The sequence below is a fragment of the Leptospira sanjuanensis genome (genome assembly GCF_022267375.1).
Taxonomy (GTDB): domain Bacteria; phylum Spirochaetota; class Leptospiria; order Leptospirales; family Leptospiraceae; genus Leptospira; species Leptospira sanjuanensis.
The window spans coordinates 3387603-3407896 of record NZ_JAIZBH010000001.1 but is presented as its reverse complement, the minus strand read 5'-3'; the positions used below and the strand labels follow the sequence as shown (position 1 = coordinate 3407896).

Below are 20294 nucleotides of genomic sequence, written 5' to 3'. Positions count from 1 at the left end.
AATCATTCTTCGTCGCCCGAAAGAATCCATTCTTTGTTCGCAAGAGAATTGGAAACCTTCATCAGATCCCGATCGGGATCGATGAGGATCTGGCTTTTTCTTCCGTTTAACGAAACCATAACGTCTGCATAAACCGAAACGTCCTGACCGGTTCTTTCCTTTTCCGTCTTACCGATCCAGTGCGCAAATTGAAGAATTAAATCCGGCTGATAACTCATCATCAACCTTTGAATTTCGTTGAGATGCGATTCCGGGAGAATCACGTTCGTTTCCCCGGTTTGCTGATTTACGACCCGAAAGGATGCGATCCCGTTTTTTTGAACGAGCATGATCTGCCAGGAAAAACGAAATCCCTGTTCCGTCCAAAGATGATTTCCAGGATATAAAAAATGCCGTAGAGGAAACGCGCATTGAAAGAATACGTAAAAAATCCAAAAGTATCGCAGCGACCGATCGGATAAAAGAATCCCGAATTTGCCGCGGATCGTTTTCGCTTTCGCAAAAAGAAAGGACTCGGAAGCGTTCGACTTGGATTCTAAAAGCGTAAGAAAGGATTCGATGAAAGCGAAAAACGATTTTCTAAAGTGAATCGGAAAACGAGTCCATAAGAAATGCAGAATGTTCTCCCGATCGGGAAGCATCCGTTTCGACTTGAGAAATTGGAACAGATCCACGGGCCACTTGGGCGAAAAAAACAAAGTCGCGTTTAAAACCATCACCCAAGGGAACATTCCGATCGGAAACAACTTCCAAGTCAAAAAATGGAATATTAAGACTAATGAATATCCGAAGGCTCTCGTTCTTTTGTTCAAAAGAAGAAACGGAACGCTCAGGTCGAAGATCAATCCGGCGTAGCTGAAAAAATATCCGGTGGCAGGCATGGAAAGCGTAGGTCCGAAAATCGGAATGTCCGAATTCCGCAAAAGCCAAATCCGGACGGGTTGCGCGTCGAACAACCAATCGGGGACGAGTTTTCCGATTCCTCCGAAAAAATAAACGACTCCGACTTGAAATCGGAGGATATGAAGATTCCATGCGGGAATCGGATCGATCTCTTGAATCGTGCGACTTTTGAATATTCTAAAAATATGAAATACGTTCAGCGCCTTGTCCGCCGGAATCCAGATCAAAAGAAACAAAAGAAGACAGATCAGATAATAGTGATTCAGGTAAACGGCGACTTCCAGAAGATTGACGTAGGAGAAAATCAGAAAGAAACAAAGTACCGAGACGCGGTAAAAGATTCCCAACGAGATAAAAACCGCGAAAAAGAGAAGCGAAACGAAAAGGGGGTATAAAATCCATGCCGGAAGGACCCCGATCCACGAAAGACCGTAGAATTTAAAATGAAACGCCGGATCCAAAAAATACCGGGAGATCCATCCGTTTGAAAAATAACGAAATGCTAATATAAAAAGAAGGGCGCCGAGGATGATTCTATAAACCCCCAGGGACCAAGCCGGGACCGGTTTCAAATCCCGGGAGAAGAGGTTGGAAAAAAGTTTTTCTCGCATAATAACCGGAACCGATCGGTTTCCACTCGCCAGAAAAGCGCTTCTTTGAAAGTTCTGCAAGCATTCCCGGGATTTTCGATTGAGAATCGGGTAAAAGATCGTTGATATGAAAGACTTCGCGCATCCCCAAGGAGATGATTTGCAGATCGAGACGTTCGGCTCCGTCTTCGATCAAAATTTCTCCGCCTTGATTCTGAGATTGGAGCGGATCGGAAAACACGAAGATCCTCCGGTTTTGTTCGAGGGCATTGTGCGCGGAGGAAATCGCTCCCGATTTCTGCGGAGCTTCCACGATAAACACGTCGACGCAAAGACCGGTCACGATTCGGTTTCGTTTTGGAAACGAATATTTCATCGTTTTATGACCCGGAGGATATTCGGTGAGAAGCAAGGATCGATCGGATGACTTCATTCTTTGATAAAGTTTTTTGTTTTCAAAAGGATATTCTGTTTCCGGTCCGGTTCCCATAACCCCAATGACGTCTAACGTATTGTCTAAGGAAGCGTGCATGACCGCGGCGTCGATTCCTTTGGCAAGTCCGGATACGACTCCCGAAAAACCTTGTCGCTTTAAATGAGAGGGAAACAACTCGCAAGCATATACGGAAATCGGAGAAGGATTTCTCGTTCCGACAACCGCGGCGAAGTTTCCCTGCAAAACGTCCAAGTTTCCTTTGTAAAACAAAAGCAAAGGAGGATCGTAAATTTCCTTTAAAAGTGCAGGATATTGCGGATCAAAGATCGTAAGGACGGAAAAACCGGTTCGTTCCAAGGCGCGCGGAATCGTTTCCGAAGCGGCAAGCGCTCGATCCAAAACCGTTGCGGGAAGAAGCCGTTCCAGATACGGAATCGATTCTTCCCAGGAATTCATAATTTCGAATATTCTATTTTTATGACAAACTCTTGCAACGGCGGAATCCGAAAGGACGAACGGGTTCATTCTTCCTTGGACGCGCTTTCGATTTTTTTCAGGTTTTGCAGAACGTTCTGATACGAGTCGTTCTTTTCGAGGCCGCCTCGGACAAGACCCGCGTCGTTCAGTTCTTCGATCGTCTTTTTGACCTTGAGATATTCTTCCTTGGAATCCTCGACCTTTCCGAGTCTGTAAAGAAAGTTCGCCTTCGCAAAACGCGCGGGGACGTTTCTATATTCTTTTTTTATAATATCATCGATGATGCGCAGCGCCCTGTCCTGGTCGTGAAAGCCAGCGGAAACGCCTTCCCAAGAGGAATCCGGCATGGAAGAATCGAAGTAGATCAACGCGAGCTGATACGGGAACCGCGAATCTCGCGGATCTTGGATTGCGAGGTGCGTAAACAAATCGATCGCGATCTGTCTTCGAGTCGTTTCCCAGCCCCTATCCCTCGAAGCGTTCGCGTATGCGAGCGCGGTTTCGAAAAGAAGTTGTTGATCGACCGGTTTTAACAATAGCGCTTTTTCGAAATACGGAATCGCGGGCTCGAAAAAATGAAGTTCGGCTCCGACGATCTCTACCTTCTTCCCTTCGTTGTTTTCTTTGAGCGCGCGGTTGTAGAATTTCACGCCCATATCGTAGTCGCCGATCTTCATATAACCCTGCGCGATCTTCCAACTCAAGGCTCCCGCCGATCGTGTCTTCTGCGCCATCGAGGAAATTTTCTTTTCCAGTTCAATGATCTCGGCTTCTTCCATCGCGAGCCTTTCCTTCCACGCTTCCAAGTCTTCGACCGTGGGAGGTCGATCGCCTCGGTTTTGAAATCCGAAATTTTTGGATCGTTCGCAGGAGACGAACCCGAACACAAACAAACAAAGTAGGGTAAGAATGCGGAGAATTTTCTGAATCATAAAACTTCCTCGAAACGAATACAAAGTCCTAATGAGAATATCGGTTGAACGAAAAATTCTCATCTTCTTAAATGATGCGGTTTCGGAAATCGAATCTGCGGTTTGAATTTTAGGGAAAAAAGAAAGAAAAGCGGAGCCGAAACTCCGCTTTGAGGACGAAAAGAATCAGTCTTTGGTCGAGCCTGCGATCAAAAGAGCGGCTCCTAAAAGGGAAACGTCCTTCAAAAGAGCGACCGTGGACGCTTGGTTGCCTGCGGCCGCGCCGGGAAGATGCACCAATACTACGAAAATTCCCAAAAGCACCGCGAGAAGAATCGTCGCGAGATGCGTTTTGATTCCGGTGATGATGGAAACGGAAGCGGCGATCAGAGCCAAACCGACGAGATAAACCCAAACGAGAGGAAATGGAATGTAAGAAGGAACGATTCCGGACATCGCCGGACCGGAGATAAAATGGAACAATCCGAAAATCGCGAAAGGGACCGCATAAACGATTTTACCTATTTTTTTCATAGAGACTCCTTGATTCAGTTCTTTCGGCGGGAATTTTTTTTTCGAAATTCCGGTTCCTCCGAAAGGTAAGTGTTGAATCCTGATTGAATATTGGACTTCTGCAACTAGAATTTGACTTAAAAACGAGAACGGTTTTCCGAAGTGGAAGCGAGAATTCTGAATAAAACGGATCTGGATTGGCTCAATGTCCTGGAAGTCGAGTGTTTTGGAAGCGGCGCTTGGACAACGGAAATGTTATATTCTCATCTTGACGAAGCGTCCGCGATCGGAGCGACTGATCTCTGTTATATTCTTTACAAACTCTCCGGCGAAGAGATCGAAATCTATCGTGTCGCCGTTGATCCTCGTCATCGAAAGAAGGGAATCGCGAAAAAACTTTTGGAATATCTTTTAAATTCCGAACGGGAAAAGAGTTTTTTCCTGGAAGTGAGTTCCCTCAATCTTCCCGCGATCGGTTTGTATGAAGCCTGCGGCTTTCAAAGAATCCACGTGCGAAAACGTTATTACGAAGACGGTTCCGATGCGTTGATCTACAAAAAAGCCCCTCCGGATGTTTCCGAAATCTTCAACTTCGAAGTGCCGGATTAGAAACCGAATCCGCGTTCCGACGCCGATCGGCGATCACTAAAACGAGGGGTTTCCACCTTCTTTTGCTTTATTCAAAAATTCTAAATAATCGGTTCTTGTCGCATTAACGGAAGAATCGGAAATTTTTTTCGTCAAGCGTCCGTTAGAACCTCTTTTTTAGCTGAAAGTTATTTCCGATCGGTATACACTTGCACCTATTGGAAAATTATAAGAACCTGTCCCGAAGAAAACGCAATGACACCGCTCTCTATGAATCGCGGAGTCCGGGACGGAAACTTGCCGCTTAATCTTTCTGATAAAATATAGTATGCTTGGATACGCTGTAAAATGAAAAGAATCGCGTGTACAGTTTTTCTTTTGCTATCTTGTTCCTTCTTTACGAATTGTTTTTTAAATCCTCTTTCTCAGGCGGTTTCCGAAACGTTCTTTCCCACAAAGGAAGAATGTAAGAATTGCGATCAGCAGAGAGCGATCGCGTTGGCCGCGGTGTTTCAACCCCGTGCGAACGGAATTCAAGCTTTCGGTTTCGACTTATCTGCTTCGTTTCCGTTGTTTTGTATCTCGGGAAAATGCGCAGGAGGGATTACGGAGAATCAGCCGAATTCCACCGTTACCGTGGCGGTCCCGAACGCAACTAACGTAAGTTCCTTAAAGGCGACTTTTTTGATTCCCGAAAATTCCAAATTGGAGGTCGGAGGCGTTCAACAGGTTTCGGGAACCACGTCGCTGGATTTTTCGAATCCGGTGATTTATAAATTCACGGATGAAAACGGAAATTCTCAGAATTATACCGTAACCGTTGTGCGTGCGTCCGCCGGAGATAAAGTCAACGGCACGGTCGTTCTTTCGTCACTGATTTGGACGAAATGTTCTTACGGCCAGGTCTGGAGACCGGGTTTTAACGATTGTCAAGGAAAGGGAAGCGAGGCCGACAACTACGGAGCGAATCTCGATGTCGCATTTTGTGGTACGGATGACGGTTCTTGCGATCCTTACGGTATGTCCGAATTTCAAAACGCATGTTACGACATGCAGACTACGTTAGCGCCTCCCGAACTCGTTTCTCTTCCGTTCGTGATGCGATCCCCTACCTTCGACAATTTGAATACGTTGATTTCCTGCTCCTCTTATTCGCAAGGGTCTTCTTGCGGCACCTCCGATCAGTGTCCGGGTAACACGGGTTCGACGATCAATACGACCTTATTTCCTCAGACCGTAAACGGATACTATTGGACATTTTCTCCAGGAGGTTGTACTTCCGCGACGATGCAAGTCATTCAATTCGGCGGTGCGAGCAACACGACCACGCATACGAAGAGCAGCAAGGGAAAAGCGATTCGATGTGTGTATAATCTCGCTTCTTAATCGAAGCGTACGGTCTTATGATAACTCCTCCGCTTACGGAGAAACGAAAAAGTTCTATTGAATTCCGAGGTCGATTCTTTCATGAAAAATAAAATTCACGTTCTTTTTTTCATCCTGTTTTGCGTGTTTCTATTCGATTGCAAAATCGATCAGCGCATCAGTTCCGATAAAACTCACAGAACCGTTCTCGCTTCCGAGGACGCGGCGAGTTGCAAGGTCGCCGCGGCGCAACCTCTCTACGCGTTCTTGTTCGGTTTGGTTCCCGTGTTTCGAAATCCGGAACCGATTCCCGCGCCCGGACAAACGTTACGCGTCACCGAGATCACCAATTGGAAAGACTATGCGGTAACCGCGATCGGAGGATGGGCGATCACGTTGGTCCGTAGAACCAGAACGATCGAGTTCTGCGAAGAGAATTTATTCGCGAACAACTGGAATCCCGAAAAGGTTTCGATCGATCAAACCCTTTATCAAATGGCGGTGACCGGAAAAGCAGTCGTTCATCTGAGATCGGGAGATCCTTTGATTCAGGTGAAAATTCTCGGGTTCGACGATGCTTCCATCGAAGTCGAAACCATGGTTCCCGATCCTAAGGGAGGTTTTACCGATCGCGCGTATTTACGCGACGGAACAACCATCGACGGAAAACAGATCGGACAGGACGACAAGGAAGTGACGATCGAAAATCTGGAAGGTAAAAAAATCACGATCCAAAAGTCCACCCTTCATAAGATCGATATGCGCGTTCCGAAAACCATAAAAGAAAAGAAGAATATTCCAAAAACGGAAATCGCCCGGATCGCGTTCGAAGATTCGGCGAAGAAGTAACGGACCGTGCTCCGGTGATTTTCGGCTGTAATGGGCCGGCCAGCGAGAAAATTCTGACGAGAGCCTGGAGTTCAATGAAGATTTATAAAAAGAAACCGTTTAAGCCAATAGCCCGATTCTTTCCATTTTGTTATTGATTTCATCGAGTGAATCCGAAATAATTCGATGAGAATGGATTCTAATCTAATAAAAAGAATTACAGTGAATCCCGAAATCTGCGGAGGGAAACCTTGTATTCGAGGCCTCCGAATTCGAGTGATCGACGTATTGGAACTTTTTTCTAATGGGCTTTCCCATGAACAAATTTTAGAGGAAATGCCGGATTTAGAGCCCGCGGACCTTAAGGCGAGTTTACTGTATGCTTCGATGAAAATAGATCATGCAGTGGTACTTGCCGGTTGACTCTATGGCTGGACGCTCAATTATCTCCGAAACTTGCGAAATGGCTACGCGAAGAAATGGGAATCGAAACCCTTAGTGTTCGAGAACTCCAGCTTTCCATGAAAACGGATCGAGAAATTTTCTGGGAAGCCCGTAGCAAATCGGGAATCGTCATAATGAGCAAGGACAGTGATTTTATAGATCTCATAAATCAATACGGACCTCCTCCAAAATTAATTTGGATTCGATCGGGAAACACTTCCAATGATTCTATGAAAAGGGTACTTCAAAAAACCCTCTCTAAAGCGTTAGATTTAATTGAAAAAACGGAGAATATCGTAGAAATTTCCGATCCCTGATTTCTCGAATCGATCGAAGGATATTAGGTTTTTTTTCCCAAAAGGATCGTGCAGAACGTCCCGATTCCTTCCTGTCTTCCCAAGGCGCCCATCTTTTCGGTCGTGGTCGCTTTCACGGAAACACAATCCGCGGAAAGATCCAGAAGGCTACTTAAGGATTTCGTAATTCTTTCCTTGAGAGGAGCGATTTTCGGCCGTTCTCCGATCACGGTGCAATCCACGTTGACGAGCGCGAAATTTCTTTCCTTCATCAATTCCAGACATTTGAAAAGAATGATCTTGCTGTCCATATTCTTGAGTTTTTGATCCGTATCGGGAAAGTATTGTCCGATGTCGCCTAATGCAAGCGCCCCCAGGATCGCGTCCGAAAGCGCATGAAGAATGATGTCCGCGTCCGAATGACCCACGAGGGCAAATTCGGATTCGCACTCGATCCCGCCGAGCATGAGAGGACGTCCCGGATTGATCTCTAATTTATGAAAGTCGATTCCGTTTCCGATTCTATACATGCGATTTCCGTCCGTTCTCGTTTCAAGAACTCCGAGTTCTCTGTCATTTACAAGCTGAATTTATCCACACATTTTGATTCCGGATTATATACGATTTGAGTTTCGATTCGTTTCGGGTTTTTCAAGGACGTGTTTCATAATAGAAATATTGATTTCTTAATTCTCGAACCTTTTGGATCGTAGAATCGTATTTATTTTGATTTACATCCTCGTCCGAAGATTTCGCTTTCAAGAAACATTCTTCCGCGCTTTTGAAATCTCCGATCGATACGAAATGGTAGCCGAGAAGATTTTGAACCGATTCGGAACTCCGATCGGTGCCGACTTTCTTTTTGGCTTTGTCTAAAAAGAATTTTGCCCTTCCCGGATTTCGCGTATGATCTATAAGATCGGAACAGGCTCGGACCAGCAATGCGTTTATGGATTTGTCCGGATCATAACAGAAAAATTCTCCGATCGTAAGCGAATCCTCCGAGGGAAAAAAATCCTTTTTCCAGTTTATTATGAAATTCTTAAGTTCTTTCGGATTTGTGGAGGATGGCGGCTGAGAAACGAATCGTTTTCCGCCCGCATCCCTGCGGATCAATTCGATGAAAACGCCGATTTCTGCGAGTTCGCTTTCGTCGCTTTTCGATTCTTTACGATCCAAGGTAACTTTCATCAGAATTTTTTCGGTTTCGATTCGTCGCTTTTTGTCTGAATCCCTTCCGGCGTTTCGTTGTTTTTGTTTTGAACGCGCCGTATTCCGGACTTCGATAAATCGAAAGTAAGATTCTTTTTCGAAAGCTTCTAAGATCGATTCTTTGATTTTCTTTTTCTGTTCGGATGAAAATCCGACGAGTTTATCTAAGTCGATTCGAATCGCTATTCTTTGAACATCTTTGCTGAAACGTCTCAATTCCATCGCCTTTTCGTTGTTCGGATAATTCGCGAAAAGGATTTCGCTATTGTCCGGAGTCGCCGACAAAGACGCTAAAATATTATAAAAAAAGAATATTGTAACGAAAAGGAACATGAACGCCGATGATTTCCGTTTTTCGGATTCTTCCGAATCCCGATCGATGGTTTTCGTTCGAGTGAAAGGCGACACATTCGGTCCAAACGCAAATTTCGATTAACGACCGATAAACGATTTTTTCTTGATCACTTTTTAAAAGAAAGATCCAACATTCTTTGCACGGACATTCTTCCCTTTTCGATCACTTCCGGGTCGAGATGAATCTCGTACTGATCGTATAAAAGCGCGTCCCTGATTTTTTCGAGCGTGATCCGTTTCATGTGAGGGCAAACCTGACAAGTGGAAACGAAATGTCTGTCCGGAAACTCGGAACGAAGATTGTCTCCCATCGAACATTCGGTGATCAGGAAGATGTTCTTCGCTCCGGACTTCTTAATAAATTCGCTCATCTGCGAAGTGGAACCGGAATAATCCGAATGATCGACGACTTCCGTTTTACATTCGGGATGCGAAATCACCGTAACGCCGGGAAATTGTCTTCTCGTAAGTTCGATATCTTCCGCGGAATACATCTCGTGAACCATACAGCTTCCGGGATGAGTGATGATTTTTTTCTTGGTAAGATTTTGAACGTTCGCCGCAAGATAACGATCGGGTAAAAAAATCACTGTATCGCTTTCCAAAGATTCCACGACTTGCAACGCATTCGCGGAAGTGCAGCAAATATCCGTTTCCGCTTTCACGTCTGCGGTGCAGTTGACGTAGGTAACGACCGGAACTCCGGGATATTTTTGTTTTAGGTCGATGACGTCTTGTCTCGTGATGCTTTCGGCGAGAGAACAACCCGCTTTGAGATCCGCGATGAGAACCTTCTTTTGCGGAGACATAAGCTTTGCGGTTTCCGCCATGAAGTGAACTCCGTTGAAAAGAATGATATCGGCGTCGGTATCGGCCGCGACCTTGCTTAAATAAAGAGAATCGCCCGTAATATCGGATACGCCGTGAAAGACGTCCGGAGTCATATAATTGTGACCGAGAAGAACCGCATTCTTCTCCTTTTTCAATCTTTGAATTTCTTGGATGAGAGGAAGTTTCGCTTCCACCTCATGTTCCATATAGGTGCTCTTCAGAGCTTTTGTTACTTCGTCGAGGGTTTTCATGGGTAAGGCCAATAGGTCGTAGTAGTCGAAATTCCTTTTAACTTCGGATAGGAAGAATCAATCCCCGTGTTACAATTAGACTGGCACTGCCTCCAAAGATTCCCGCTATTTGAGGAACCGGAACGTTTTGCGGTGACGTAATCCGCCTCGGTTTCAAAGGAACAGGGAGAACCCGAGGAATAACTCAAAAAGAACGTGGAATTGCACTTGCTCCAGCAGCGGAGAAGCTCCTCTAAAATTTCTCTTTTCTGCAGACTCGCAGGCTGAATTCCGTTTTGGAACCGATCCAATTCATTACTCGAGCATTTCTCGCTGATCGTAACGGGGGATTTCAAACAAAGATTTTCCTGAGAATAATAGTCCACGCAAACCGGGTTGGAACCCGAAGCGAGAAGCCAGCTCAGAAGTTGTTGATTCCGACTGTTATCTTCTTTTTTGGAAGCGATACAACCCATTGTGAATCCGACCCAAACTAGAATCCAAACGGCTTGTTTGTGCGAAGCAAAATCCATTCCGTTTCAATTTCTTTCGCGAGAAGTCTCGATACAATCAAAAAAAAACGAGGCAGGGAATGAACGAAATGTAAATCTGAACCTTCAATTCTAAAATATATTGACACGATTCTTTTCGAGTTTTAAATGAGCCCTTATCCCCAAAATCAAACAGGATTGGTGTTACTTTACCATGAGAAAATTATCTTCTCTAATTGCTGTGCTAGTTCTCCTTATGTTCTTAGGAAATTGCGCAGATACAGTCGATGTAGAATATCCGGTATTCCCGAAAGATAAAGAAGGCCGCGCTCTTCAAAAATTCCTCGGTACGATTCGTAACGTAGGTTTGGCGGTTGAGCCTCCTAAAAAAAGTCTTTGGGAAGCGATCTTCGGAGAAGGATCCAGCTTCATCGACCAAATGCCTTCTAAAGTATTCGAGGCATTCGACAAAGAATCCTATTACAAGCTTACGGACCTTAGCAAACGCGCCGACATCTTGAACGAAGCGACTCTTTCCCTTACTGGAATCACTAAGTCTAAAGCGAAGATCGGAAACCTGATCGGAGCGGAAGCGATTCTTTACATCGGTTATCAAAAGCCTTACACCGAGTGCGGTAGCGAAAACAAAATCGACGCAGTGGCGGCCGGTTTGAAAGTTGCAGGTTTCGCAGCTTCTATGGCGACCGGTAGAGAAGTGAACACAGGAAACGATCCTGTTTCTAAACCGACGGGCGTTCGTTACATGCTGATTCCTCTCGATGCTACTTTGATTAAAGTTGATACCGGCGAAGTGAAGAAAGCGGTCGTTTCTAACCCTGCGAAAATTTTCAACAGCGTCGGAAACTTAGCATGTCCTTCCGTTCTCGATTCTTTCGGACAAGGTCTGGACGAAGCGGCTGCTTACATTAAGAGCAGACTTTCTCCTTTAGTTAAAACCGAGAAGATCGAAATTTTCGTAAAAGACGAAGATGAAGAAGTGAAAGAACTTCTGACTGAAGGTTACGAAGAAATCCAAGGTGAGACTCCAAGCTTCAAAAAAGCAAAAGAAGCGTGGGAAAAAGCCGATAAAAAAGCGAAAGGTCAGTCTTGGGGAGCGAAAGCAAACCTCGGAACTTACTACTTCTCAACCGGTGATTTTGAAAAGGCAATCAAACTCTACGAAGAAGCTATGAAGATCAACGGAGCTAAAAAAAGCTACCTGAGAGAACTTAGAAAAAGAGTAGAAGCTACTTACGCTGTTGACGAAAGCAACGCGAAATAAGCCGATCCTTTTGAATTGGTTCAATTTCCGGAAAAGCGGGCGTAAGTCCGCTTTTCTTATTTCAATATCCGTCCTATCTTTTCTGTTTCTCGCCGATTGCAGAAAAACTCCCAAAGAAGAAGAATGTGTGCAGAATCAAATGCACAACGTAAAACTGATCGCGCAGGCATCGGAGGATGAAATTCCTTCGGGTATGCAGCAACTTATGTTAAAACAAATTCTTCAGCCGGACATGTCTCGTGCGATCGTCTTGCGTTGTATGTCCGAAAAAACTTTGAAGCAGGTTCAATGCGAGCTGGAAAAGGAAAAGTTTTCCGATCTCAAAGAATGCAAGAAATTCGGAAAGGAAGAAGTTCAATAACCGAAATTTCCTTCGTCTTTTTCAAATTTTGAAATGAAATAGTTCTTAGAAAATGTTATAGAATTATGAAATGCACTCGTTGTTTCGAAAACGAAGTTCTAAGAAAACGCTTGGAACTTCGTTTGGAATGGATTGAAGAAACGATCTTAAATCCTCTTGAAAAAAAAGTGCAAGACGACGGAAGAATCCGGCATTGGAAATGGATCGAGGAAGCCGAAAAATATCTGAGAGTAATAACACTTGAGGACGGCGAAACGATTCACAATACCTTTTTCGACAGAGGGTTTAAAGAATGAAAATCACTCACTATCCAGAAACCGATTCCATATATATCGATTTATCCAATCGTCCTTCCGTTGAAACGAGAGAGATTAATTCCGACTTAAACGTTGATCTGGATGAAAATGGAAAGCCCGTTGGAATCGATATTCACGGACATGCTTCCAAGTATGTCGATATCACTACGATACTTTTTGAGATCGCAAAATAGGATGCAAAGTTACTAATAAAGAAAAATTGAATCTCATTTAGCTGCTCGTTTGGCTCGAAATCGATTCGGTCAAAATCGTAATTCAAACAAGTAAATACTTAAAAAACGATCAAGGTCCGGAACTGTTTCTTCTTAAATACGCCGGAATATCGTAGTCTTCCGCTTTTGGAGAAGAAGTGTTCGAAGAACGGTATCGCAACGAACCCGGATTCCGATTGGATTCTCCGAGATCGTCTTGAAAATAATCCTTCTTTTCCGGAGCCGCGTTATCCGTCATACCCACGGCCTTTTTCTGAAAGCCGTAATTCTCCTGAACGCGCGTAGCAAGATCCTGATTTTGAATCAGTTTTCCGGAAGAAGAGCGTTTGTTGAATCCGGTCGCGATCACGGTCACGCGGATTTTGTTCGAAAGATTTTCGTCTTCGTGAAGGCCGATGATGATGTTTGCGTTCGGATCGACTTGGGAAGTGATGATTCCGGAAACCTCGTTCCAATCCGAGATCGTAAGATCCTTTCCGCCGGAAACATTGATGAGAAGCGAAGAAGCTCCCGCAATCGAAGTGGAGTCTAACAGCGAATTGTTGATCGCGAATTCCACCGCTTCCTTTACCTTTCCCTCTCCGCTTCCTTCGCCCACGCCCATCACCGCGTCGCCCGTGTCGCGCATGATCGCCTTGACGTCCGCAAAGTCCACGTTGATGAGTCCGGGATTGTTGATGATGTCGCTGATCCCCCGTACCGCGTTCAAAAGAATATCGTCGATGACTTGAAACGCAAGGTCGATCGGCGTATTTTTATCCACGACGCGGAAAATGGAATCGTTATTGATAAGAATCAAAGTGTCCACGTGTGAACGGAGTTGTTCGATTCCTTTGCGGGCAAGTTCCATTCTTCTTCTACCTTCAAACGAGAAGGGAAGAGTGACGACGCCTACGACGAGACATTTCATTTCTTTCGCGATCTTTGCGATCACGGGTGCGGCTCCCGTTCCGGTCCCGCCTCCCATTCCCGCTGTGACAAAAACCATATCCGCTCCGCGAACCGCGGACTGGATTCTTTCCTTATCCTCTTCCGCGGCTTTGTAACCCAATTCGGGATCGCCGCCGGCGCCCATTCCTCGTGTCGCTTTGGTTCCCAGGATGATTTTGTTTTCCACAGGAGAACGAAGAAGCACTTGTTCGTCCGTATTGAGAATCGCGAACTCCACTCCTTTCAAAGTGGAATTGGACATTCTCGTGACAGCGTTCATGCCGCCGCCGCCCACTCCGAATACCTTGATGACTGCCGGGCTTGTTTTTGATTCTTCTTCGAAACGGATCATATTCAATTTTCCTTATAAAGAACGGGTCAAAGATTGTCTTCAATCCATCTTCTGATTTTTTTCGTCCAACCTTCCGAACGATCCACGGATTTCTGATCCATGTCCGTCATTCTATCTGCGTATTTGATCATTCCGATCACCGTCGAAAATTCGGGAGAAGACGCTTTTTCCGCAAGTCCGCTGATTCCGCCCGGTCTTGCCCTGGATGCCGTTAGACGAAACACGTCCTCGGCGAGAGTGTCGATTCCTTCCAGAAGGCTTCCTCCTCCGGTAAGAATCACTCCTCCCGCGAGAAGTCCTTTTTTGCCGGACTTTTCCAGCTCACGATCCGCCATTTCGAAGATTTCCCGCATTCTCGGTTCGATTATGGAAACGAGTTCTTCTCTAAGAACTTGTCTTGCGGGTCTTCCGCTGATCGGAGGGATTTCGATCGTTTCGGTTGGATCGATTTCCGAAAGGACGGTATGACCGTATCTTTTTTTGAGAAGTTCCGCGGTTTCCAATGTCGTTTTGAGTCCGATGGAAATGTCGCTTGTGACGTTGATTCCTCCGAACGGAATCACGGAAGAATACGAAATTCCACCGTCCACGTAAACGATCAGATCGCAGATTCCCGCGCCTATGTCTAGAACAGCGGTTCCTAAATCCTTTTCTCCCGAAGTTAAGACGGCTTCGGAAGAGGCGAGGCTGGAAAGAATCATAACCTCGCAGGCAAGCCCCGATGATTCAACACATTTTTCTAAATTATGAATTGCTGTTATACCCGCGGTTACTATGTGAACTTCGGCTTCGAGTCGAACTCCTGTCATTCCGATCGGATCGCGGATGCTCGTTTGATCGTCCACCGAGAATTCCTTGGAAAGGACGTGCAGGATCTGCTGATCGGCCGGAACGCGGATCGCCTGTGCGGCTTCGATCACTCGAACGACGTCCGGTTCCGTTACGGTTCGATCTCGGTTCGTGATAGCGACCACACCTTTGGAATTGTCCGCTTTTACCGTTTTGCCGGTGATGTTCACCGCAACGGAAGAAATTTCCTGACCGGACATGAGTTCCGCTTCGCTTACCGCTTCGATGATGGAACGTGTGGTGGATTCTATATTGATGATGGATCCGTTTTTAACGCCCGAGGAAGGATACGCTCCGGTTCCGATGATTTCGACTTCGTATTCGGAAATGGGACGGGCAACGACCACTTTCGTCAAAGAGGTTCCTAAGTCCAACGCGGCGATGATTCTATCTCTCGGTTCCAACATATCAGTGATAGACCGCGTCTTCTCCTCTGATGTCTACAAGCTCGGATTGGATCTTGTCTTTTTCAAAATATGCTAATATAGCGTAGAGCTTTCGTACTTGGTCCCTGTGAAGAAGGGTTCCGATTTGGATTCTTAATTGAATCGGTTCGTCCGCGAAAAAGAAAATTTCTCCGTCTTCCTGCAGAAGAACCTCGGAGATTCTCGGCTTTAAAGCCGGATACATGCGGAAGGCTTGTTCGACGGAATTGTAAAGATCGCGGAAACTCGCGTCTTGGATAAAGCCGTTTTTGATCGGGAAGTTTCCGGAAAGCACACAAAGATCTTTTTCGCGCACGTCGTCTTTGGAAAGAAGTCGTAACTCCGAATCGATTTCGTAAAGATGTCCGTCCGAGTTTACGATATAGGAAGCCTTGCGTTCCGTGAGTTCGATGAGAAGTTGATCTTCCGACTTTTTGGTGATTCGGGCGGAGTTCACTCGGGGAAGTCTGGAAAGTCTTTTTTCCAGAAGATCCAAGTCCAGCGTATCAAAGGAGGTTCCGGGTTGAATTTCCAGCATTCTTACGATTTCTTCCGTTTTGAGCTTTTCGTGCCCCGTTATGATCAACTTATTCAATTCCCGGGGAATTCCTTGAAAGCCGAACCCGAGAATCATTCCAATGCTCAAAATACCGATGAGTAGAGCTAAAAGGAGAATATTTCTCCTTTTCTGTACGAATTCTCTTAGAAAGTCAATCAGATTATGTCTCATCGTAATTTCTACGTGGAAATTTCTTCCTGGTTCCAATATCGGGATCTGCGGTCGGAAGTACAGCCCGTTTTTTGATCCTTGGTTTTACGGAGTAGGTTTCGCTTTAGAAAAGATTTGCCGGTTTTACGATGAGGTTCCATTCTCAGAGGAAGAAACGGGTCGTAAGTACGAATCGGAATTTTGAGAAATGCAGGAGTTCCTACATTTTTCCTAAAAGGACGGAACAACGACGTTTTGAAATCCGATCTTAATAAAGTCCACAGGTTATGAATCTTACCAAACACACGGCGGTCCTAACGGGCGTTACCTTCTTTCTCGCTTTTTCGATGGCGATGTATATGTCCGTGATTGAAAAGGCCGGAACGAAGGACCAATATCCCTACACGATGAAAATTTATTATCCCCGTTTGGAAGGAATTCATCCCGGAGCGCCGGTGCGGATCTTGGGAGTGGAACAGGGAATCGTGTTGAGTCTCGATGTGGTTCCGATCGACGAGGTCGGAGATCAAAGATTCCTGAACAAGGATCAGACGAAGGCAATCGAAATCGTGATTCGCCTCAAAGAACCGATCACTCTTTGGGACAATTATAAGATTACGTTTCAAACCAATACGATTCTTTCGGGAAGAACCATCGACATCGATCCGGGTTCGTCGGAAAAGGAAGACACGACTTTCTTTCAACCGACATATCTGGAGGAGGAACAACGACCACCCGACTTTCTTCCTTCGGCCGATTACTTTGAGGATTTCTTTGCGGCTTCCACCGGTGTGATCCGAGAAAATCGGGAAGACATCCGCACTTCTTTCAATAACTTTTATGAGATTTCGGAAAAGCTGAAATCGAACCGAGGAACGATTCCTCAGTTGATCCATTCTCCCGAAACCTACGATAATGTGTTGGAACTCCTCACCGACGCGAGAATTTTCGGCAACGACGCGCGTCGTTATACGGAAGGTTATCGTAAGTTGGAACGTTCCGCGCCGACTCCGTTTACGATCAATTTGTATCGTCGGACCACTTTGATCGGCAGCGTCGGAAACGATTATTACTTCGGGAAGTTGTAAGAGTTCCCACACTTTCATGAGTCGCCGGACGACGAACGGAATCCCGGGGAAAACGAAGGAGTTCCCACACTCCCGTTGCACGGCAAAATCAACGGACCACGACCCGCAGCGATACGAAAGGCTTGGTCCGAAAGAAACCCCGTTTCGTTTTTGAGAATGCCGTCAGAATCTACCTTTTGCGGGCCGCCCTTTCGGACCGAGCGGGACTCCGCGAGCCTGGAGTAGCGCGACGGCGAAGCCGATGCGGCCGCCGATCAACTTCTTATCGTATGAGTTCCCACACTTTCCCGCCGAGGAGAATCTCCGATCCTGCCGATACATCCAATATGAAAGTTGCCATCATTCATGACTGGTTGAACGGAATGCGGGGTGGAGAATTGGTCCTCGATTCTCTCTTAAAAATTTATCCGACAGCCGACTTGTTCACGTTATTCTACACGCCCGGAAAGTTGAACGCTCGCATCGAACAAAGAAAGATCACAACCGCGTTTACCGACAACCTTCCGTTTAAGGATTCCAAGTATCGATGGTATCTGCCCTTATTTCCCACGGCGATCGAGTCTCTCGATCTGAAGGGATACGATCTCGTGATTTCTTCTTCGCATTGTGTCGCTAAGGGAGTGATCACCGATCCTGACTCGATCCATTTCAGTTATGTGCATTCTCCGATGCGTTATGTTTGGGATTTGTATTACGATTATTTTCCCGCCCGCAAAGGACTGAAGTTTTTCGCGTTTGAAGCGATCTCTAATTATCTCCGAACCTGGGACGTGGCCTCCGCTTCGAGAGTGGATTCGTTCTGGTCCAACTCCGAGTTCGTCGCAAGAAGAATCCAAAAGTTTTATAGAAGAGATGCAAAGGTCATCTTTCCTCCTTGTCTTCCCGAAAAATGGAAGGTCGTTTCGGAAAACAAAGACGACTTCTATCTCATCGTATCCGCATTCGCTCCCTACAAAAGAATCGACCTTGCGATCGAGACATTCCGTAAAAACGGCAAACGTCTCGTTCTAATCGGAGGCGGACAAGAATTTAAAAAACTCACTTCGGATCTTCCTAAGAATATCGAAGTGCTTCCGCATCTCAAACGCGACGAGGTTTTGGAATATTACAAAAAGGCAAAGGCCTTCCTCTTTCCGGGGATGGAAGATTTCGGTATTGCCCCCGTGGAAGCGCAGGCGTATTCGACCCCGGTCATCGCTTACGGAAAGGGCGGCGCTCTGGAAACCGTCGTCGACGGAAAAACGGGAATCTTTTTCAAAGAACAAACGGTGGATTCTTTTCAGGCGGCAATCGATCGGGCGGATCGGATTTCCTGGAAAACCGCCGATTTTCAAAAGAACGTAAGCCGTTTTACCGAGGAAAAATTCATTATCGAAATCCGCAAGCAGGTCGAGAATAGAATCAGAACTCCAAGGAAAAAAGGATAAACGTTTTGATTTTGCTCCACAGACTGAAAGGGGATGAGTTCGTATTAAACGCTTCGCATATCGAAAGCTTAGAAGCGAATCCGGATACTACGATCACTCTTTCCAACGATAGAAAATATGTGGTCAAGGAATCCGTGCCCGAAGTTATCGAAAAAATTTTAGAATATAAGAAGCGGATTCTCGTTTTTCCTTTGGGATCTTCTCCGGATCAGTTCAAAAGGGTGGAATAAAATATCATGGATTTTGGAACAGTAGTCGGTTTAGGTGCGGCGTGTGTCCTGATGATTTTCGGGATTATCTCCGCGGGTTTAACTCCGTTAGACCTTTTTGACGTTCCTTCGATTTTGATTACCTTCGGCGGTGCGACAGCCGGAACGATCATGGCCGTACCTTGGGAATCCACTCTTGCGGTCGGAAAGGTAACACAAAAGGTGTTTAGAACCGAAAAACACGATTTGATCGAACTCATCAAAACGTTAGTCTCCTTCTCCGAAAAAGCGAGAAGGGAAGGTCTTCTCGCGCTCGAAGACGACGTAAACGAACTTCCCGACGAATTCTTACGCAAAGGAATCACTCTCGTCGTGGACGGAACGGACCCCGAACTCGTTCGTAACATCATGGAAACCGAAATGGGCAACATCGCTTCCCGTCACAATAACGGAAAGGCTTGGTGGGAAAACTGGGGCGCCTTGGCTCCAGCCTTCGGGATGATCGGGACTTTGATCGGTCTCGTTCAGATGTTGAAGAACCTCGGTTCCGGCGACCCTTCGGCGATCGGAACGGGGATGGCGGCGGCTTTGATTACGACGTTGTACGGATCGATGGGCGCCAACATGTTCGCGATTCCCGTGATGAAAAAACTCATGCGTAAATCCGAAGACGAACTTACGATCAAACAAATCATGATCGAAGGAACTCTTTCGATTCAATCCGGGGACAACCCGAGAATCGTAAAGGATAAACTGTCATCGTTCCTTCCTCCTTCGGAAAGAGACGTTCTCAAGGACGACAGCGAGTAAACTCGGGCTTTCACTATGGCAAAAGCAAAATGTCCGGAATGTATTCAGAATATCCCCGAGTATATGCTCACATACGGGGATATGGTGACGTTGCTTCTTTGCTTCTTCATCATGCTTTATACTACCGGTAAAACGAACGCGATCGAAATGCAGATCATTCTTTCCGCATTCAAGACCACGACCGGATTTTTCGACGGAGGTCAGACTCTTTCGAAAGGACGTCTCGAAGAGATGGGAATGAACATCGAAAGTCTTCCTTCTCAAACCACCGGAAAGGCGTTATCAAAATCCAAAAAGTTAGCGACCGAAATTTTCAAACCGGAAGTGGAGGCGGGCAAGGTGAAGATCACCGAAGACGAACGAGGATTGATCATCTCTCTCGTAAGTGCGGATTATTTCAATCCTGGTTCGGCGGTTTTAACCGATTCGATCAAGATCGCGCTTCGAAAAGCGAGTTCGCTTATCAAAGAATTGGATCGTTTCGTTCGCGTGGAAGGACATTGCGACGCGGACGCGGTCAACCCGGGAGTTCCGCCGGGAAAAGAAGAACGGGCTTATATCAACAACTGGGATCTTGCGGGAGCGAGAGCGATCAACTCCACCGATTATATCATCAATGTGGAGAAGCTCGATCCTTCCTGGTTTCAAGCCGTGAGTTTCGGAGCGTTCCGGCCTTTGGTCGTGGAATATACGGGAACTCCCGAAGCGAAAGCGTACAATCGTAGAATCGATATCGTAATTATGACCGATAAGTCAACCAAGAGAAGTCCTTACGAAACCAACTTCGGGCTTCCAAAAACGAAAATACCCGGCTCCGAGTCCAGCGTTCCTGGCAAAGAGTGATCGGAAGAACA

At 46.0% G+C, this 20294-nt stretch carries 24 protein-coding genes and 1 pseudogene; 14 read left to right on the top strand and 11 right to left on the bottom strand.

Translation table 11 applies throughout. From position 1 onward, the window contains the following. Positions 1-2: 2 nt before the first annotated feature. The 4 genes and pseudogenes from LFX17_RS15430 to LFX17_RS15415 all read right to left on the bottom strand — a co-directional run bounded on the left by LFX17_RS15430 (position 3) and on the right by LFX17_RS15415 (position 3851). The gene (locus tag LFX17_RS15430; protein ID WP_238747260.1) at positions 3-1514 is read right to left on the bottom strand and encodes an HTTM domain-containing protein; all 1512 of its coding nucleotides are present in this window, start codon (positions 1512-1514) and stop codon (positions 3-5) included. After that, complete coding sequence (gene dprA / locus LFX17_RS15425; RefSeq protein WP_238747259.1) at positions 1438-2454, bottom strand: DNA-processing protein DprA; 1017 nt, start codon at positions 2452-2454, stop codon at positions 1438-1440. Before dprA ends, LFX17_RS15430 begins: the two co-directional genes overlap by 77 nt. Continuing rightward, a pseudogene (locus LFX17_RS15420) lies at positions 2451-3320 on the bottom strand (tetratricopeptide repeat protein); the annotation flags it as partial. The gene dprA and the pseudogene LFX17_RS15420, both read right to left, overlap by 4 nt. A gap of 183 nt (positions 3321-3503) precedes the next feature. Then, complete coding sequence (locus tag LFX17_RS15415) at positions 3504-3851, bottom strand: DoxX family protein (RefSeq protein ID WP_238747258.1); 348 nt, start codon at positions 3849-3851, stop codon at positions 3504-3506. Positions 3852-3992: 141 nt separating this feature from the next. Here LFX17_RS15415 and LFX17_RS15410 point away from each other — a divergent pair, with 141 nt between their 5' ends. From LFX17_RS15410 to LFX17_RS21055, 5 genes are all read left to right on the top strand, one after another. Beyond that, positions 3993-4439, top strand: a complete 447-nt coding sequence (locus LFX17_RS15410; RefSeq protein WP_238730992.1) for a GNAT family N-acetyltransferase — start codon at positions 3993-3995, stop codon at positions 4437-4439. Positions 4440-4766: 327 nt separating this feature from the next. Beyond that, positions 4767-5804, top strand: a complete 1038-nt coding sequence (locus LFX17_RS15405) for a cadherin-like beta sandwich domain-containing protein (RefSeq protein ID WP_238747257.1) — start codon at positions 4767-4769, stop codon at positions 5802-5804. A gap of 81 nt (positions 5805-5885) precedes the next feature. Beyond that, the gene (locus tag LFX17_RS15400) at positions 5886-6632 is read left to right on the top strand and encodes an LIC_13076 family protein (RefSeq protein WP_238747256.1); all 747 of its coding nucleotides are present in this window, start codon (positions 5886-5888) and stop codon (positions 6630-6632) included. Between the two features lie 165 nt (positions 6633-6797). Next, positions 6798-7034 (top strand): DUF433 domain-containing protein, encoded by a 237-nt coding sequence (locus LFX17_RS15395; RefSeq protein ID WP_319941257.1) that lies wholly within the window; start codon positions 6798-6800, stop codon positions 7032-7034. Next, on the top strand, positions 7031-7372 hold the full coding sequence (locus LFX17_RS21055; protein ID WP_406600683.1) for a DUF5615 family PIN-like protein: 342 nt from the start codon (positions 7031-7033) through the stop codon (positions 7370-7372). Before LFX17_RS15395 ends, LFX17_RS21055 begins: the two co-directional genes overlap by 4 nt. Positions 7373-7395: 23 nt before the next feature. Here the strand turns inward: LFX17_RS21055 and ispF are convergent, their stop codons facing one another. The 4 genes from ispF to LFX17_RS15375 all read right to left on the bottom strand — a co-directional run bounded on the left by ispF (position 7396) and on the right by LFX17_RS15375 (position 10511). Further along, the gene (ispF, locus tag LFX17_RS15390) at positions 7396-7881 is read right to left on the bottom strand and encodes a 2-C-methyl-D-erythritol 2,4-cyclodiphosphate synthase (protein ID WP_238730989.1); all 486 of its coding nucleotides are present in this window, start codon (positions 7879-7881) and stop codon (positions 7396-7398) included. A 121-nt stretch (positions 7882-8002) separates the two neighbouring features. Beyond that, positions 8003-8896, bottom strand: coding sequence for a hypothetical protein (locus tag LFX17_RS15385; protein WP_238747254.1), 894 nt, complete (start codon positions 8894-8896; stop codon positions 8003-8005). 128 nt (positions 8897-9024) lie between these two features. After that, positions 9025-9999, bottom strand: coding sequence for a quinolinate synthase NadA (nadA, locus tag LFX17_RS15380; protein ID WP_135573879.1), 975 nt, complete (start codon positions 9997-9999; stop codon positions 9025-9027). After that, on the bottom strand, positions 9996-10511 hold the full coding sequence (locus tag LFX17_RS15375; RefSeq protein WP_238730987.1) for a hypothetical protein: 516 nt from the start codon (positions 10509-10511) through the stop codon (positions 9996-9998). The genes nadA and LFX17_RS15375 overlap by 4 nt, the downstream gene beginning before the upstream one ends. A gap of 172 nt (positions 10512-10683) precedes the next feature. On the opposite strand from LFX17_RS15375, the gene LFX17_RS15370 reads away from it, so the two are divergent. From LFX17_RS15370 to LFX17_RS15355, 4 genes are all read left to right on the top strand, one after another. Then, complete coding sequence (locus LFX17_RS15370) at positions 10684-11751, top strand: lipoprotein LipL41 (protein ID WP_238730986.1); 1068 nt, start codon at positions 10684-10686, stop codon at positions 11749-11751. Continuing rightward, complete coding sequence (gene lep / locus LFX17_RS15365; RefSeq protein WP_238730985.1) at positions 11729-12112, top strand: LipL41-expression chaperone Lep; 384 nt, start codon at positions 11729-11731, stop codon at positions 12110-12112. The genes LFX17_RS15370 and lep overlap by 23 nt, the downstream gene beginning before the upstream one ends. Positions 12113-12177: 65 nt before the next feature. Further along, positions 12178-12408 (top strand): hypothetical protein, encoded by a 231-nt coding sequence (locus tag LFX17_RS15360; RefSeq protein ID WP_319937424.1) that lies wholly within the window; start codon positions 12178-12180, stop codon positions 12406-12408. Then, positions 12405-12602 (top strand): DUF2283 domain-containing protein, encoded by a 198-nt coding sequence (locus tag LFX17_RS15355; RefSeq protein ID WP_238730983.1) that lies wholly within the window; start codon positions 12405-12407, stop codon positions 12600-12602. Before LFX17_RS15360 ends, LFX17_RS15355 begins: the two co-directional genes overlap by 4 nt. Before the next feature lie 109 nt (positions 12603-12711). Here LFX17_RS15355 and ftsZ read toward each other — a convergent pair whose 3' ends face one another. From ftsZ to LFX17_RS15340, 3 genes are read right to left on the bottom strand one after another with little or no spacing between them, the layout of a single operon-like run. Then, complete coding sequence (ftsZ, locus tag LFX17_RS15350; protein ID WP_238730982.1) at positions 12712-13923, bottom strand: cell division protein FtsZ; 1212 nt, start codon at positions 13921-13923, stop codon at positions 12712-12714. Between the two features lie 26 nt (positions 13924-13949). Then, on the bottom strand, positions 13950-15179 hold the full coding sequence (gene ftsA, locus LFX17_RS15345; RefSeq protein ID WP_135573873.1) for a cell division protein FtsA: 1230 nt from the start codon (positions 15177-15179) through the stop codon (positions 13950-13952). A gap of 1 nt (position 15180) precedes the next feature. After that, on the bottom strand, positions 15181-15927 hold the full coding sequence (locus tag LFX17_RS15340) for a cell division protein FtsQ/DivIB (RefSeq protein ID WP_118955043.1): 747 nt from the start codon (positions 15925-15927) through the stop codon (positions 15181-15183). Between the two features lie 266 nt (positions 15928-16193). On the opposite strand from LFX17_RS15340, the gene LFX17_RS15335 reads away from it, so the two are divergent. From LFX17_RS15335 to motB, 5 genes are all read left to right on the top strand, one after another. Further along, a complete protein-coding gene (locus LFX17_RS15335) occupies positions 16194-16994 on the top strand; it encodes an MlaD family protein (RefSeq protein ID WP_238730981.1) in 801 nt (266 codons plus the stop codon). 326 nt (positions 16995-17320) lie between these two features. After that, on the top strand, positions 17321-18421 hold the full coding sequence (locus tag LFX17_RS15330; RefSeq protein ID WP_238747253.1) for a glycosyltransferase: 1101 nt from the start codon (positions 17321-17323) through the stop codon (positions 18419-18421). Positions 18422-18426: 5 nt separating this feature from the next. Then, complete coding sequence (locus tag LFX17_RS15325) at positions 18427-18651, top strand: flagellar FlbD family protein (RefSeq protein ID WP_118964293.1); 225 nt, start codon at positions 18427-18429, stop codon at positions 18649-18651. Between the two features lie 6 nt (positions 18652-18657). Next, positions 18658-19440 (top strand): motility protein A, encoded by a 783-nt coding sequence (locus LFX17_RS15320; protein WP_017810132.1) that lies wholly within the window; start codon positions 18658-18660, stop codon positions 19438-19440. Between the two features lie 15 nt (positions 19441-19455). Next, positions 19456-20283, top strand: coding sequence for a flagellar motor protein MotB (gene motB, locus LFX17_RS15315; protein WP_118955051.1), 828 nt, complete (start codon positions 19456-19458; stop codon positions 20281-20283). Positions 20284-20294 lie beyond the last annotated feature (11 nt).

What these genes read in the sequence shown, in the direction of transcription:
- LFX17_RS15430 (WP_238747260.1), bottom strand. Translation starts at nt 1,514, where the DNA reads ATGCGAGAAAAACTTTTTTCCAACCTCTTCTCCCGGGATTTGAAACCG.
- dprA (WP_238747259.1), bottom strand. Translation starts at nt 2,454, where the DNA reads ATGAACCCGTTCGTCCTTTCGGATTCCGCCGTTGCAAGAGTTTGTCAT.
- LFX17_RS15415 (WP_238747258.1), bottom strand. Translation starts at nt 3,851, where the DNA reads ATGAAAAAAATAGGTAAAATCGTTTATGCGGTCCCTTTCGCGATTTTC.
- LFX17_RS15405 (WP_238747257.1), top strand. Translation starts at nt 4,767, where the DNA reads ATGAAAAGAATCGCGTGTACAGTTTTTCTTTTGCTATCTTGTTCCTTC.
- LFX17_RS15400 (WP_238747256.1), top strand. Translation starts at nt 5,886, where the DNA reads ATGAAAAATAAAATTCACGTTCTTTTTTTCATCCTGTTTTGCGTGTTT.
- LFX17_RS15395 (WP_319941257.1), top strand. Translation starts at nt 6,798, where the DNA reads ATGAGAATGGATTCTAATCTAATAAAAAGAATTACAGTGAATCCCGAA.
- ispF (WP_238730989.1), bottom strand. Translation starts at nt 7,881, where the DNA reads ATGTATAGAATCGGAAACGGAATCGACTTTCATAAATTAGAGATCAAT.
- LFX17_RS15385 (WP_238747254.1), bottom strand. Translation starts at nt 8,896, where the DNA reads ATGTTCCTTTTCGTTACAATATTCTTTTTTTATAATATTTTAGCGTCT.
- nadA (WP_135573879.1), bottom strand. Translation starts at nt 9,999, where the DNA reads ATGAAAACCCTCGACGAAGTAACAAAAGCTCTGAAGAGCACCTATATG.
- LFX17_RS15375 (WP_238730987.1), bottom strand. Translation starts at nt 10,511, where the DNA reads ATGGATTTTGCTTCGCACAAACAAGCCGTTTGGATTCTAGTTTGGGTC.
- LFX17_RS15370 (WP_238730986.1), top strand. Translation starts at nt 10,684, where the DNA reads ATGAGAAAATTATCTTCTCTAATTGCTGTGCTAGTTCTCCTTATGTTC.
- LFX17_RS15360 (WP_319937424.1), top strand. Translation starts at nt 12,178, where the DNA reads ATGAAATGCACTCGTTGTTTCGAAAACGAAGTTCTAAGAAAACGCTTG.
- LFX17_RS15355 (WP_238730983.1), top strand. Translation starts at nt 12,405, where the DNA reads ATGAAAATCACTCACTATCCAGAAACCGATTCCATATATATCGATTTA.
- ftsZ (WP_238730982.1), bottom strand. Translation starts at nt 13,923, where the DNA reads ATGATCCGTTTCGAAGAAGAATCAAAAACAAGCCCGGCAGTCATCAAG.
- ftsA (WP_135573873.1), bottom strand. Translation starts at nt 15,179, where the DNA reads ATGTTGGAACCGAGAGATAGAATCATCGCCGCGTTGGACTTAGGAACC.
- LFX17_RS15340 (WP_118955043.1), bottom strand. Translation starts at nt 15,927, where the DNA reads ATGAGACATAATCTGATTGACTTTCTAAGAGAATTCGTACAGAAAAGG.
- LFX17_RS15335 (WP_238730981.1), top strand. Translation starts at nt 16,194, where the DNA reads ATGAATCTTACCAAACACACGGCGGTCCTAACGGGCGTTACCTTCTTT.
- LFX17_RS15330 (WP_238747253.1), top strand. Translation starts at nt 17,321, where the DNA reads ATGAAAGTTGCCATCATTCATGACTGGTTGAACGGAATGCGGGGTGGA.
- LFX17_RS15320 (WP_017810132.1), top strand. Translation starts at nt 18,658, where the DNA reads ATGGATTTTGGAACAGTAGTCGGTTTAGGTGCGGCGTGTGTCCTGATG.
- motB (WP_118955051.1), top strand. Translation starts at nt 19,456, where the DNA reads ATGGCAAAAGCAAAATGTCCGGAATGTATTCAGAATATCCCCGAGTAT.